Source organism: Streptosporangium sp. NPDC000396 (assembly GCF_042898655.1).
Lineage (GTDB): Bacteria > Actinomycetota > Actinomycetes > Streptosporangiales > Streptosporangiaceae > Streptosporangium.
The window spans coordinates 110797-123392 of sequence record NZ_JBIAZA010000029.1; the positions used below are offsets into that span (position 1 = coordinate 110797).

The 12596-nt window shown below is 72.2% G+C and carries 11 protein-coding genes; 4 read left to right on the top strand and 7 right to left on the bottom strand.

Annotated elements, in window-relative coordinates:
* From ACFY2X_RS36110 to ACFY2X_RS36130, 5 genes are read right to left on the bottom strand one after another with little or no spacing between them, the layout of a single operon-like run.
* A complete protein-coding gene (locus ACFY2X_RS36110; protein ID WP_389947495.1) occupies window positions 1–930 on the bottom strand; it encodes a type II secretion system F family protein in 930 nt (309 codons plus the stop codon).
* A complete protein-coding gene (locus ACFY2X_RS36115) occupies window positions 923–1810 on the bottom strand; it encodes a type II secretion system F family protein (RefSeq protein ID WP_389947497.1) in 888 nt (295 codons plus the stop codon). The genes ACFY2X_RS36110 and ACFY2X_RS36115 overlap by 8 nt, the downstream gene beginning before the upstream one ends.
* Complete coding sequence (locus ACFY2X_RS36120) at window positions 1807–3108, bottom strand: CpaF family protein (protein ID WP_389947499.1); 1302 nt, start codon at window positions 3106–3108, stop codon at window positions 1807–1809. The genes ACFY2X_RS36115 and ACFY2X_RS36120 overlap by 4 nt, the downstream gene beginning before the upstream one ends.
* Complete coding sequence (locus tag ACFY2X_RS36125) at window positions 3105–3860, bottom strand: hypothetical protein (RefSeq protein WP_389947501.1); 756 nt, start codon at window positions 3858–3860, stop codon at window positions 3105–3107. Before ACFY2X_RS36125 ends, ACFY2X_RS36120 begins: the two co-directional genes overlap by 4 nt.
* A 1-nt stretch (window position 3861) precedes the next feature.
* Window positions 3862–4464, bottom strand: a complete 603-nt coding sequence (locus tag ACFY2X_RS36130; protein WP_389947503.1) for a hypothetical protein — start codon at window positions 4462–4464, stop codon at window positions 3862–3864.
* 436 nt (window positions 4465–4900) lie between these two features.
* Between ACFY2X_RS36130 and ACFY2X_RS36135 the strand changes: the two genes are divergently transcribed.
* Window positions 4901–5170 (top strand): hypothetical protein, encoded by a 270-nt coding sequence (locus ACFY2X_RS36135; protein ID WP_389947504.1) that lies wholly within the window; start codon window positions 4901–4903, stop codon window positions 5168–5170.
* Between the two features lie 226 nt (window positions 5171–5396).
* Window positions 5397–10013 (top strand): FtsK/SpoIIIE domain-containing protein, encoded by a 4617-nt coding sequence (locus ACFY2X_RS36140; RefSeq protein ID WP_389947506.1) that lies wholly within the window; start codon window positions 5397–5399, stop codon window positions 10011–10013.
* A 152-nt stretch (window positions 10014–10165) separates the two neighbouring features.
* Here ACFY2X_RS36140 and ACFY2X_RS36145 read toward each other — a convergent pair whose 3' ends face one another.
* Window positions 10166–10888: a YqjF family protein gene (locus ACFY2X_RS36145; RefSeq protein WP_389947508.1), complete on the bottom strand. Its 723-nt coding sequence runs from the start codon at window positions 10886–10888 to the stop codon at window positions 10166–10168.
* A gap of 298 nt (window positions 10889–11186) precedes the next feature.
* Window positions 11187–11459 (bottom strand): WXG100 family type VII secretion target, encoded by a 273-nt coding sequence (locus ACFY2X_RS36150; RefSeq protein ID WP_179819513.1) that lies wholly within the window; start codon window positions 11457–11459, stop codon window positions 11187–11189.
* A 169-nt stretch (window positions 11460–11628) separates the two neighbouring features.
* Here ACFY2X_RS36150 and ACFY2X_RS36155 point away from each other — a divergent pair, with 169 nt between their 5' ends.
* Together ACFY2X_RS36155 and ACFY2X_RS36160 are read left to right on the top strand one after the other, a co-directional pair.
* Complete coding sequence (locus tag ACFY2X_RS36155; RefSeq protein ID WP_389947510.1) at window positions 11629–12351, top strand: SDR family NAD(P)-dependent oxidoreductase; 723 nt, start codon at window positions 11629–11631, stop codon at window positions 12349–12351.
* Window positions 12352–12495: 144 nt separating this feature from the next.
* The coding region (locus ACFY2X_RS36160; protein WP_389947531.1) for a biotin carboxylase N-terminal domain-containing protein at window positions 12496–12596 on the top strand (101 nt) is incomplete at its 3' end.

The following is a 12596-nucleotide window of genomic DNA, read 5'->3' on the forward strand; positions in this document are numbered from 1 at the left end:
TCAGGACCCCAACATCTTCATAGCGGCCGGAAAACTCAGGAAGATCACAAAGCCCGCGCAGAGCAGGAGCTGGGCGACGAGCATCGACTGGGACCGCTCGCCTGCCTGCCCCTCCACCTCTGCCAGCTCACGCCGTCGCAGGGTCGCGGCGCGGGCGGTCAGGGACGCCCGGACCTTCGCGCCATCGTCGGCCACCAGCCCGAGCGCGGCGGACAGGTCGCGCAGCTCGTCCACGTTGATCTCGTCGCCGAGCTGCCCCAGGGCCTGCCAGGGGGTGATCCCGACGATCCTGGCGTTACCGAGCGCCTCACGGATCCGGATCATCGCCCAGTTGGCCCCCTCCTCGTCGGCGCCGCCCACCGAGACCGCCATCATCAGCGCCTCCGGCACGCCACGCCCACCGGCGAGGTTCATCGCGACCAGGTCCAGGAAGGCACCGACGACGTGCCGGAAGTCACGGCGCATCCGGGCCGCGTCCCGTTTGATCTGCAGATCGGGGAGGACGAAGAAGACTCCGGCGACGGCGAGCGCGACCCACAGCGGGACGGTGAGCGAGACGCCCCACTCCATCAGCACCAGCCAGCCGACCAGCAGCGGGAACGCCAGCAGCCCGGACACGGCCAGCAGGGCCTTGGTCGCCAGGAACCCCTCGAACGACTTGCCGAGCAGGGCCAGGTCCGCCTTGACCGAACGGGCCTCCCAGCCCCGGGCCGCGTAGAAGCGCGCCAGCCGTACGCCCAGATTCCGCCGGAAGGCGCTGACCTCCTCATCGGGAAGGACGAGCCGCAGGCGCGGAGCCTCGGTGCCCTCCCTGGCCGCGTCGAGCGCCAGCAGCCGCGTCACCAGCCCGGGTCGAGCCGGGAACAGCGCCCGCAGCAGCAGGAACAGCCCCAGCCCGAGTACGGCTCCCGCGAGCAGCGGCTCAGTCATCGCGCACCTCACCTCCCGAAGGCAGACCCAGCAGCCGGGCGGGCTTGTCGAAACGGGCAAGGCGGCGCATCCAGGCGAACCCCGCGCCGAAGAACCCGGCGACCACCACGAGCACGGCCTGGCCGAGGGCGTTGTCGTACTCCTCGACGTAGTCGGGGTTGAACACGACCAGCGCGACCGCGAAGGCGATGGCCGTGCCGACCACGATCTGCACGCTGCGCCGGGTGGAGCGGCGCTCGGCCTCGACCCGGCGGCGCATGTCGAGCTCCTCGCGGGCCGAGACGGCGAGCGCGCCGAGCACGTCGCGCAGGCCGGGGCCCCGCAGCCTGGAGTTGAGGATCAGCGCGGCCACGACCAGGTCGGCCGAGGGGTCGTCGAGCTCGTCGGCGAACAGCCGGAGCGCGTCGGCCAGCGGCATCCGGGTGTGCAGGCGGTCCACCAGCGCGCGCAAGTGAGGGCGGAGCATGGGGGCCGCGGCCCGGATCGACGACGGAATCGCCTGCTCCAGGCCCGCGGCTCCGGCGATGGTGTCGCGGAGCGACTCGGTCCAGGCGGCCAGTCCCTCCAGCCGCCGCATCGCCGCACGCTCCTCGGCCGCGCCGCCGGACAGGCCACGCCATCCCACGGCCAGAAGCACCGCTCCCACCGCCATGACCGGCCAGCCGGTCACCACGAGCACGGCCACCCCGGCGATCGCACCCACCGCGGACCGGGTGGACAGGGCTCGGAGGATCTCGCGCCTGCCGGTCTTCCTACCCGGGGCGGCCGGTCGGGGGCGCACGCCGTACAGGGCGACGCCGAGCAGGAACAGTCCCGCGCCGACCGCCGCGCCGGCGAGCAGCGCCAGCGGGGTGAACAGCCCGGACGGGACGGAGATCATGCCCAGCCTCCCGGGTCGTAGCCGTGGTGGGCGAGCTCCTCCAGGCAGGACAGGGGGGCGTGCGGCAGGACCTGGCCGTCGGGCGAGAGGGCGAACACCTCGGAGGAGAGCACCCGGCCGTCCACCCCCGCCACCTCGCGCACGCTCGACACGAAACGGCGCAGTCTCCCGCCCTCCGCGTAGTCGTTGCGCTTCTCGATGAAGACGACGAAGTCGATCGCGCCGGCGATGAGCATGTGGGTGGCATCGATCGGCAGGCGTTCGGCGGCCTGGAGGGCGTAGGTGGCGATGCGGTTGAAGACCTCCATCGAGGAGTTGGCGTGGATGGTGGACAGCGAACCGTCGTTGCCCTGCGTCATCGCGTTGAGCATGGTGACGATCTCGTCACCGAGGACCTCGCCGACGATCACCCGTGACGGGTTCATGCGCAGGGAACGGCGGACCAGCTCCGCCATGGTGATCTCGCCCTGGCCCTCGGAGTTGGGCAGCCTCTGCTCGAAGGCCACCACGTTGGGATGGAGCTCGGAGAACTGGTCGAGACCGAGCTCCAGCGCGCGCTCCACGGTGATCAGCCGCTCGGACGGCGGGATCTCGTTGGCCAGCGCGCGCAGCAGGGTCGTCTTCCCCGCGTTGGTGGAACCGGAGATCATGATGTTCTTCCTGGCCGCCACCGCGGCCGAGAGGAAACGCCCCAGTTCCGGGGTCAGCGTGCCGTTTCCCACGAGGTCGCTGAGAAAGACCTTGCCCAGCCGGGCGCGGCGGATGGAGACGGCTGGGCGGACCGTCACGTCCATCACCGCCGAGAGCCGGGAGCCGTCCGGCAGGCGCAGGTCGAGCTGGGGGTTGGCGGTGTCGAACGGCCTGCTGGACAGGCCGCTGTAGGCGGCGAGGACCTGGATCAGCTCGACCAGCTCCTCGTCGGAGTCGGCCACCGGCTCGCTCGTGGCCTCCCGGCCGTCGGCGTAGCCGACGAAGACCCGGTCGCAGCCGTTGATGTCGATGTTCTCGACCTCGGGGTCGTCCAGCAGCGGTTGCAGCCGGCCGACGCCGAAGAGCGCCGCGTGGATTCCCGCGGCGAGCGCCTCCTCCTCCTCGGCCGTGGGCGGGGTCCGGCCGACGCCGATCTCGCCGCGCGCGAACCCCTCAAGCACCTGCGCGATCAGCGCGCGGGCGAACTGGCGCTCGTCCTCACCGGTCATCGGCGCCAGGCCGCTGGCCTGGTCCAGGCGGCGCTGGTGGGCCAGCCGGTCGCCGACCTCCTGCCGGAAACGCTTCACCAGCGTGTGGTCGATGGTCATGTGGCGGGCTCCGGAGCACGGACATGGGCGACCAGACGGCCCGCCAGCTCGCGGGCGGTGCGGATCAGCAGCGAGCGGTCCAGCCGGCCGCCCCACTGGCCGCGCAGCAGCTCCGCCCCCTTGGGGTCGTGCGCGAGCCCGCTCACGAAGGCGATCTCCCTGCCGGTGGTGGTGACGATGCGGCGGACCTCGTCGATCGTCGTGCGGTACTGCCGAGGGTCGGCGATCACCACCACCCCGACCTGGGGGCCCCGGGACATCACCTGCAGGCGCTCCCGCAGGTGAGCGACATGGTCGAGGCTCGCCCTGGTGAACAGCACCACCAACGCGGCCTCGGCCGTCAGATCGGCCAGCTGCGGGTGCCCGCCGAGACGGCCGCAGTCGGCCAGCACGTCGGCGCCGGGCAGCGCGGCCAGCGCGCGGCCGAGCGGGCCCCAGAGCCAGGTCAGCCCGGCGGCCTGCTCCCCGTGGGTCAGCCCGGCCAGCACGTCCAGGCCGCCGACGATCTTCTGGGTGTGCTGGTGGATCTGGTCGGCGTGCAGGCCGCGCCGGGCCATCGCGCCCAGGGTGAGCAGGCCTTTCGCCGGATTGAGCACGCCGCCGTCGGCGGCCGGGAGACGGTAGGCGAGGTCTCCTCCCGCGGGGTCGCACTCGGCGAGCAGCACCGGGCGCGGCCAGATCGCGCCGAGCGCGGTGGCCGCCGTGGTCACGCCCGGCGCACCCTTGTCAGCGGCCAGCACGATGAGCGCCATGTCAGCGCGCTCCCGGCAGCTCGGCCAGCGCGACCTCACCGGTGGAGGAGTAGGCGGCGATCGTGGGTGACAGCGTGGTGTCCACGATGATCGCGACCTGGCCGGTCGAACCGTTCCTGCCGGGCGCGCCGACCTTGTGGACCAGCGCGCTCTGCGCGAGCGTCCGGCCCTGCGCGGTGGCCCCGCCGCCCCGGCCCGGCACGTAGATCACCTGGACCCTGTCGCCTTCCGCCAGGGTCAGGGGCATCTGGCCGGGCTTGAGCGACAGGCCCACGATCGCCTTTCCGGGGCCCAGCTCCTTGCTGGAGGAGACGACCATGTCTCTGATCAGCAGGGTTCCGGGGATAAGGGTGACGCGGGCGAAGTTCTGCGCGACACGGGCGCGATCGGCCCACGCCACGTAGCCGATGCCGGTGTCGGCGATCTGGACCTCTCTCATCACCGCCTCGGTGATGGGCTGGCCCGCGCCGACCTGCTGGGTGATCCCGATCGCGGAGATCCGGTCGCCGCTGCGCAGGACCAGCAGGGTGGTGGCAAGCGCGCCGCCCAGAATGAGCAGCACGGCCAGGGCGGCCAGCGCGGGTTTACGCTCGCGCGGGGGCACGGGAAGTTTGCGCGACGCCGGGCCCGAAAGGGCGCCGGGCGAACTTTGCCTTTCGGCGTTCACCGGGGCTCGGCCCGCTGGCTTCTCACTGGTCCTCATGGGCAGGGGGACTCCCAGAGTGATCACAAGCATTGGGACTACTGATCGAATTTACGCCATTATGCGCACCGTGCCGATGAACTGCCGGACAAAAGCCAGGACCCATGCTCGTTTGATAGGAACGCCGCTGTCAACGTCGATCCGGAAGAATCTGACGGTTTCGATAGATGACAGATGACTTATCTGGGTGATAAGGACTTGAATTAACTCCCGTAACACCCATCCCGGCAATTGCGCATGTCTTTCTGGTGAAAGTCTCACCATCTTCACTTCACCGACGGAAGGCCGTGCGCGCTCCTTCACCCTGAACCCGTTCAAAATGTGTCATGCTTGCGCCATGGCCAACTGGTTCAGGCGTCGGGCGCCGAGGCCGGCACGCACCCGGCTTCACCTCCGGGCGGCGGTCGAGCGCCTGCGCCGTCACGGGGTCGAGCACATCGCCTCCGCACCGGCGACGGAGAAGGTCCTGCGGAGCCTGCACCGCGCGGCGACCGGCCTGGCCGAGGTCGCCTCCGAGGTCAGCGCGTACGCCGGACTGCTGGAGGAGAAGACCGGCGAGCTTCAGGCCAGGACGCGGGCCAGACGGAATCCCGCCGGCACCGGCTGAGTTTTCCACAGCTTCGTACGGCCCATCCACAGCCTTTCCAGCAGACTTAAATCGGTGAACACCCATCAGAGACGACGTAACTAGTCGAAACCACCCAACAGTTGTCCACAGGTGGACAGGTTTTCCACAAACCGGGTCGTGACCCATGGCATTGCCGCAAACAGCTCCTCTTGGACCGTTCCCACTCTGTACCTTGAACCGAGGGCCCGACCCGAGGAGAGCGGCGATGCGGATCATGCTCACCGTGCTCGGCGAGCACACCGACCGCGATGTCGTGGTCGAGGGCGACGAGACGACCACCGTGGCACGGCTCGCGGAGTCACTCAGCGGGCAGAGCGGTGAGCGGCTGACCAACGTGGTGCGGCTGACGCGCAGCAAGGCCCCCTACGGGCTGGGCCACGACCCCGCCGGGGGCGAGCCTCCCACCCTCTGGCTGGACGGCCGCCCCCTGCCCCCCGAGGCCCCCGCGCTCGGCCTGCTCCGCGACGGCGACCTCGTCACCCTCGACCGCGACCTGGCCGGAGCCACCATCGCCGAGGAGCCCGGCGGCATCGTGGAGATCCGGGTGATCGGCGGGCCCGCCGCGGGATCCGTGCACCGCCTCAGCCTGGGTGTCCACACCATCGGCTCCGACCCCGCCTGCGCGGTGGCCGTCTCCGATCCCCGGCTGCCCGGCGAGACCGCCGTGGTACGGCTCACCCCCGACGCCATCACCGTGGAGCCCGCGACAGCCGCGAAGCCCGGGACGGCAGCCGCGCCGCGCCTGGACCGCGAGCCCCTCGAAGGCCCGGTGCCGTGGCCCGAGCACGCCCTGCTGACCTGCGGCACGACCGTGCTGACCCTGAAGGCCGTCGAGCCTCCCGACGCGCACCTGGACGCCCAGCCCGACGGCGGCCTCGCCTACAACCGGCCGCCCCGGCTGCGCCGGCCGGGCGGCGAGCGGCGGTTCGAGGTCCCCGCCGAACCCAGACGCGCGGAGACCATGCGGCTCCAGTTGCTGACCGCGTTCCTGCCCGCCGCGCTCGGACTGGTCATGGCCTGGGCTTTCAAGACCTGGTACTTCCTGCTGTTCGCGCTGATGACCCCGATGATCATGATCGGTCAGTGGTGGAGCGACAGGCGGCACGGCCGCAAGCAGTACCGCCAGCAGCTCAGGCAGTACAAGGAGCGGATGAAGGCCTTCGACGCCGCCGTGGAACGCGCCCGCTCCGCCGACGAGGCCGAACGCCGTGCCGCCGCGCCCGACCCCGCCGAGGTGCTGCTCACCACGACCGGCCCCCGGCGGAGGCTGTGGGAGCGGCGCGACCACGACCCCGACGCGCTGCGCCTGCGGGTCGGGCTCGCCGACCTCCCCGCCGGCCTTGAGTTCACCCCCGAGCGTTCCGCCCCCGCCGACGCCCCGATGCCCGACCCGCCGGCCTGCCACGCGGTGCCGGTGGCGCTGGCCATGCGCCGCCTGGGCGTCGTCGGCCTGACCGGGCCTCGTCAGGTGACGGCCGGGCTGGCCCGCTGGATGGTCGGCCAGGCCGCCGCCCTGCACAGCCCGCGCGATCTCGCGATCGTGGTGCTCTCCGCGCACGGAGACGGGGAGGAGCGGTGGAACTGGGTCCGCTGGCTGCCGCACTGCGCCCCGCGCAGCGGCGAAGACTGCATGGCGCTGATCGGCGCCGACCCGGAGGCCGCGGCACGCCGGGTGAACGAGCTGGCCACGCTGATCGACGAGCGGCTCAGCGAGGAGGACAGCCCGTCGGCCAAGCTCGGCCGCATCCCGTCCGGCTGGGGCGACCTCGGCGGAGCGGGGCAGTCCGAACCCACCCCCGTCTACGACGAGCGCCCGTACGACGTGCTGGTCGTCCTGGACGGCGCCCAGGTCCTGCGCGCGCTGCCCGGCATGCCGCAGGTGCTCCGCCAGGGCCCCCGGGCGGGCGTCTACACCCTGGCCGTCGACGGCGACCAGCGGCTGCTGCCCGAGGAGTGCGCCACCGTCGCCGCGACGACCGCCGACGGCCTGGTCCAGCTGCGCGGCGGCGGCCTGGACAACCTCGGCGAGATCCTGGCCGACCAGGTCTCGGCCTCCTGGTGCGACCGGCTCGCCCGCTCCCTGGCCCCGATCCGCGACGTCAGCCGGGACGACTCCAGCCTGGCCCTGCCCGGATCCGCGCGACTGCTGGACCTGCTGGAGCTGACCTCGGTCTCGGGAACGGACCTCGCCAAGCGGTGGGGCCGGACCACCGAGGCCGTGATCGGAGTCGGCCCCGACGGGCCGTTCTCCGTCGACCTGCGCAGGGACGGGCCGCACGCGCTCATCGCGGGCACCACGGGCGCGGGCAAGTCCGAGCTGCTGCAGACCCTGATCTGCTCGCTCGCGGTGGCCAACCGCCCCGACGAGATGACGTTCGTGCTGATCGACTACAAGGGAGGCGCCGCCTTCAAGGAGTGCGTACGGCTCCCGCACACGGTCGGCATGGTCAGCGACCTGGACGGCCACCTGACCCAGCGGGCCCTGGCCTCCCTGGCCGCCGAGATCCGCCGCCGGGAGCGGCTGCTGCTGGCCGCCGGGACGAAGGACATCGAGGACTACCACGAGTTCCGCGACACGCAGACGGCCCGCGCCTCCCGCGACCTGCTCGTGGCCGGCGGCAGGACACCGGCCAGGCCCCTGCCCGGGCACGCCCGGCCGCTGGCCGCCCTGCCCCGGCTGGTGCTGGTCATCGACGAGTTCGCGGCCATGGTCAGCGAGCTGCCCGACTTCATGACCGGGCTGGTGGACATCGCCAGGCGCGGTCGCTCGCTCGGCATCCACCTCATCCTGGCCACCCAGCGGCCCGGTGGGGTGGTGACCGCCGACATCCAGGCCAACACCTCACTGCGGATCGCGCTGCGGGTGACCGAGGCCTCCGAGTCCGCCGACGTGATCGACCGGCCCGACGCCTCGCACATCCCCAAATCCACCCCCGGCCGGTGCTACGTGAAGTCGGGCGCGGGCGCGGCGACCGCCGTACAGGCCGCGAGGATCGGCGGGCGCGGCCCGGGAGGCTCCGGCGAGGTCAGAGCACGGGTGACGGAGGTCGGCTGGCGGGACCTGGGGCAGCCGCTTTCCACGCGCGACGCGGCCGTCGACGGCTCCCCCGTCACCGACCTTTCCCTACTCGCCGACGCCCTGATCGACGCCGCCCGCATCGCGGGGATACCGGAGCAGCCCAGCCCCTGGCTTCCCCCGCTGGGCGATCTCGTGGTCGTCCCCGAGCTCGCGGGCCCGTCCGGCGGCGCGCCGCCGTACCGGGCGGGGATCGAGGAGGTGCCGCCGCTGATGTTCGGGGTGACGGACCTGCCGTGGGCGCAGGATCGGCGGGCGCTGGCACTGGACCTCGCGCACGGAGGGCACCTGCTCCTGGCGGGCACCTCGCGGAGCGGGCGATCCACCGCGCTGCGCACCCTTGCGGGAGCGATCGCGGCGGGGGCGTCCCCGGGCGACGTGCACGTGCATGCGATCGACTGCGGTTCGGGGGCGCTGCTGCCGCTGATGGCGATGCCGCACTGCGGGGCGGTGGTGACCCGCGACCAGTTCGACCGGGTGGAGCGGCTGCTGGCCCGCCTCCGCGCCGAGATCGGGCGGCGGCAGCAGCTTCTCGCCGAGGCCGGATACGCCTCGCTGGCCGAGTTCCGCGCCGCCGCCCCGGGGCCGCGGCTGCCCTGGCTGGTGCTGATGCTCGACCGCTGGGAGGGGTTCGTCGCCGCGTTCGAGGGCTACGACTACGGGCGGCTGGTCGAGTCGCTGATGCAGCTGCTCAGGGAGGGCCCGGCGGTCGGGCTGCGCGCCGTGGTGACCGGCGACCGGTCGGCGCTGATCGGGCAGATCTCCACCGTCTTCGACGACCGGCTGATCCTGCGCCTGGCCGATCCGGCCGACTACGGGCTGGCCGGGCTGCCCGTCAAGGATCTGCCGGCCACGCTCGTCCCCGGCCGGGCGCTGTCCACCGGCGAACACGGCGTCACCGAGAGCCAGGTCGCGCTGCTCTGCGACGACCCCTCGGGCCCCGCCCAGGTCGCGGTCCTGCAGTCGCTCGCCCGTACGGCGGCCGCCCGGTTCGCCCGGGAGCCTGGACGTTCCGGGAGACCGATGGGGCCCGGCGAGTGGGTCTGGGACTCCGAGCCGCCGCTGCGGGTGGACGCGTTGCCGATGCGGATCACCGCGGCCCAGGCGCTGGAGCTGGATCCCTCGTTCGAGCCGCCGTCACCGCTGTGGGCGCTGCTCGGGGCGGGGGGCGACCGGCTGGCCCCGCTCGGCGTCGACCTGCTCGCCCACGGCCCCGGCGCGGTCGTCGCGGGCCCGCCCCGATCCGGCCGGTCCTCGGCCCTGCTGACGGCCGCCCACTCGCTGCTGGCCCGTGGCACCCCGGTGGTCCTCCTCACCCCCCGGCGCAGCCCGCTGCGTGCGCTGGCGGACACGCCGGGGGTGCTGGCCGTACTGGACGCGGGCGGCGACCTGGACGGGGCCGTCGCCGGGCGGGAGCGCTACGTCGTGATCGTCGACGACGCCGAGCTGATCTCTCCTGACTCGCCGCTCGGCGCCTCCCTGGAGCAGGTGCTGCGCACCGGCCGCGACGGCGAGCACGGCCTCATCGTCGGCGGCAGCACCGGCGACCTGACCACCGCCTACCGCGGCTTCGCGGCCGAGGCCCGCAAGACACGGACGGGCCTGCTCCTGTCGGTCCAGAGCCCCGCCGACGGCGACCTGTTCACCATCCGCCTGCCACGGGGCGCGGTCGGCGGCCCCCCGGGCCGTGGCCTGCTGGTCACGCTAGGCGCGATGACTCCCGTCCAGGTCGCCCTGCCCGGCTGACAGAACCCGGCTGACAGAGCCCGGCCGTCCCAGGCGTCCCAGACATGCCGGGCTGCCGGGCGCCCCAGACGTGCCGGGCGTGTCAGACCTGCCGGGCGTCCCAGACGTGCCGGGCGTTCCCGGCTGCTTCGCGGCCGGGCGCCGCGCATGCGTCATGAGCTCCAGCTCCACATGCCGACCCGCACCGGCACGCCGGCGGAGCCGTGCAGGAGGGGAGCGTGGTCCGGGGCGGGAAGCCCTCCCGCCCGGAGCAGCTCCTGGTCGAGGGCGAGCAGCCGGACGTGGCGCAGCGGCCAGGGAGGGTGCTCGACCTCCGCCGCGGCCAGCCTGCCCGCGACGACGGTGAACAGCCGGTAGCGGGCGGTCAGGAAGTGGGCCAGCTCGTCGTGTTCGGCCTCCGCCAGCGGCGGCCCCGTTTCCACGTCCGCGTCCCATCGTGCGCCGGAGGGCCCGGGCCAGCGGCGCCGGCAGCGGTAGCCGATCTGCTCGCCGTCGACGCGCACGGACATGTCAGACCAGAAGTAGGGCAGCCAGTAACCGGCCCTGGCGGCGAGCACGGCGGGAAGACACCCCGCGTCCAGCGACAGGAACCACAGGCCGCCGCGCCCCCGGGCGTCTCGGACGTAGGTGCGCAGATTGGTCTCCGGGAATCGCGACAGCCACGGCAGAGGCGGCACCCCCGGTGTCCGCACATCCTCCATGAGGAAGGGGGTCAGGCCGACCCAGGCCGTGCCGTCGAAGGTCTCGACCGTGAGACAGGGCGGCAACAGCCGCTGAACCACGGCGGGTGGATACCGCCAATGGATGAAAGTTATGTCGGACCAGCGGTGATACATCACCGGCCAGTCAACCCTCGGAGGCGGTGAAGCTCGCATGGTGCACACCTACCCCGGCGGGCGCCCGCCGAGCGCGATGCCTGAACACGGCGGTCGCCCCAGCGTCGTCTCGGCATTTCGGCGTTTCGGCGTCTCGGTGACGTTGAAACAACGCCGGGGCGACACTGAGACGACGCCGAAGCGATGCCGAGCGACGCCGAAGCGATGCCGAGCGACGCCGAAGCGATGCCGAGCGACGCTGGGGTGATGCCGAGCGACGCTGGGGTGATGCCGAGCGACGCTGGGGTGATGCCGAGCGACGCTGGGGTGATGCCGAGCGACGCTGGGGCGACCGGGATCAGCGCGTGGCGGACTCGATGTTGCCGCGGTAGGTGTTGATGACCCGGGAGGCCTCGGCCAGTTCCTCGGACATGCGCTGGAAGGCCGCGCGGTAGTTCTGCCAGGCCTCACTGAACCGCTGGGCGCCAGGGCCGGTCCAGGCGGTGCCGACCTTGCCGGCTTCCCGGTCGAGGGCGGCCATCGTGGCCCTCACCTGGTCGGCCTGCTGCGTGAACTGGGTGGCCATCTGCTGCATTTCCGCGGGATTGCCGCCGAGCAAGTTCTGGCTCATGCCCGTCTCCTTCGGAATCGGTGTCGGGGGGCACCAAACGAAATCACGATAGGTGAGTGGATCACGGTGATACCGGGTTATGCCGAGCGGCTATGGACCTTCCCGGGCGCGCGGAGAAGCTAACGTTGTTTTTTATCTTGATTTTTCTTGACGTTAGGGGCTAATGGCAATGCGTGAGATTGTGGTGACCGGTGGAGGCACCGGAATCGGCTTCGCCGTCGCTGCGGCATTCACCGCCCAGGGGGACCGGGTCACCATCACCGGGCGGCGCGAGCAGGTGCTCAAGGAGGCCGCCGACCAGCTGGGCGTCTCCCACGTGGCGTTCAACGCCGCCAACCCGGTGGCCGTGGGCGAGGCTCTGAGCCAGTTGCCGGCCCAGGTGGACGTGCTGGTCAACAACGCGGGCGGGAACACCAACCTGGACCGCACGACGGACAACAACGACCTGATGGACGTGGCCGAGAGCTGGTGGGCCAACCTCAACGCCAACCTGATGTCGGCCGTACTGGTCACGAGCGCGCTGACCCCCCGGCTCGCCGATCACGGCCGGATCGTCACGATCGGCTCGATCGCGGCCCGGGGCACCGGTTCCGGTTCGTACGGCGCGGCCAAGGCGGCGGTGGAGGCGTGGACCGCCGACCTGGCCGCCGAGCTCGGCCCGCGCGGCATCACCGCCAACGTGGTCTCCCCCGGTCTGATCATGGACACCGAGTTCTTCCGCGGCCGTCTCACCGAAGAAGGCGTACGCCGCCGGGTGGAGGGCACCAGGAACGGGCGCGCCGGCATTCCCGACGACGTCGCTGCCACCGTGAGGTTCCTGGCCTCCCCCGAGGCCCGGCACATCACCGGCCAGGTCGTCCATGTGAACGGTGGCGCATATCTGGGAAGGTAAGCGTGAACGAGTCCGGGAGGCAGGCTGAGCCGTGACGCCCGCCCGGTGGCGCGGGCCCCCGCGTGCCCTTGCGATCAGGGGACGCTTACACTCCGTTGGAGGCCCGCCAGCCTCATGTTCACATGTCTGAAGGGAACGACGTCGGTGCAGAAGGTCCTGATCGCCAATCGTGGTGAGATCGCCGTGCGGATCGCCCGCGCCTGCAGAGACGCCGGACTGGCCAGCGTCGCCGTCTACGCCGACCA

What these genes read in the sequence shown, in the direction of transcription:
- ACFY2X_RS36155 (WP_389947510.1), top strand. Translation starts at nt 11,629, where the DNA reads ATGCGTGAGATTGTGGTGACCGGTGGAGGCACCGGAATCGGCTTCGCC.
- ACFY2X_RS36120 (WP_389947499.1), bottom strand. Translation starts at nt 3,108, where the DNA reads ATGACCATCGACCACACGCTGGTGAAGCGTTTCCGGCAGGAGGTCGGC.
- ACFY2X_RS36110 (WP_389947495.1), bottom strand. Translation starts at nt 930, where the DNA reads ATGACTGAGCCGCTGCTCGCGGGAGCCGTACTCGGGCTGGGGCTGTTC.
- ACFY2X_RS36150 (WP_179819513.1), bottom strand. Translation starts at nt 11,459, where the DNA reads ATGAGCCAGAACTTGCTCGGCGGCAATCCCGCGGAAATGCAGCAGATG.
- ACFY2X_RS36115 (WP_389947497.1), bottom strand. Translation starts at nt 1,810, where the DNA reads ATGATCTCCGTCCCGTCCGGGCTGTTCACCCCGCTGGCGCTGCTCGCC.
- ACFY2X_RS36135 (WP_389947504.1), top strand. Translation starts at nt 4,901, where the DNA reads ATGGCCAACTGGTTCAGGCGTCGGGCGCCGAGGCCGGCACGCACCCGG.
- ACFY2X_RS36140 (WP_389947506.1), top strand. Translation starts at nt 5,397, where the DNA reads ATGCGGATCATGCTCACCGTGCTCGGCGAGCACACCGACCGCGATGTC.
- ACFY2X_RS36145 (WP_389947508.1), bottom strand. Translation starts at nt 10,888, where the DNA reads ATGCGAGCTTCACCGCCTCCGAGGGTTGACTGGCCGGTGATGTATCAC.
- ACFY2X_RS36125 (WP_389947501.1), bottom strand. Translation starts at nt 3,860, where the DNA reads ATGGCGCTCATCGTGCTGGCCGCTGACAAGGGTGCGCCGGGCGTGACC.